The organism is Vibrio sp. 970, from assembly GCF_033339075.1.
Map to the genome: position 1 here is coordinate 1 of NZ_JAWOTW010000320.1, position 698 is coordinate 698.

The window sequence follows — 698 nt, forward strand, 5'->3', positions numbered from 1 at the left end:
TTTTGCAGTGATACCCATTGCTTTGTGGTCGTAACCGTTTGAACCACCAGAAGCAAACGCATCGCCAAGCCAGAAGTTGTATTCTGCTGAGACTGAGTTCGCCAAGTCAGAGAATGTCGCCGTGCCTTTGTCGGCAGCAACCACTAGGTATGGGTCATCTTCATCGTGACGAATTACGTTTTGTGGTGGAATCACCTCGCCTTCAATGATGTTGTCAGAAACATCAAGCAATGCGCGAATGAACTGTTTATAGCAGCGTTGACCTTCTGCAAAGATTTCATCACGAGTGGTCAGAGACGGCTGACGCTTACAAACGAAACCACCTTTTGCCCCAACTGGAACAATAACGGTGTTCTTAACTTGCTGAGCTTTTACAAGACCAAGAATTTCTGTACGGAAATCTTCTTGGCGATCTGACCAACGTAAGCCACCACGTGCAACTTTACCGCCACGAAGGTGAACACCCTCAATGTCTGGCGCGTAGACGAAAATCTCAAAAGCAGGAACTGGCTGAGGAATCTCTGGGATTTCGCTTGGTTTCATCTTCAAAGATAGCCAAGGCTTCGACTGCTTGTTTTCGTCCAACTGGTAGTAGTTAGTACGCAGCGTTGCCATGATCATATCCATGTAACGACGAATAATACGATCATCATCTAGGCTTTCTACGTGATCCAGTTGTTCAGTCAGCTTCTTAATCA

Annotated in this window: 1 protein-coding gene; it reads right to left on the minus strand. The window is 46.3% G+C overall.

The annotated features are described in order from the left end of the window. Positions 1-698: NAD-glutamate dehydrogenase domain-containing protein (locus R7Q11_RS26425; RefSeq protein ID WP_225467027.1), on the minus strand; the 698-nt coding region annotated here is incomplete at both ends.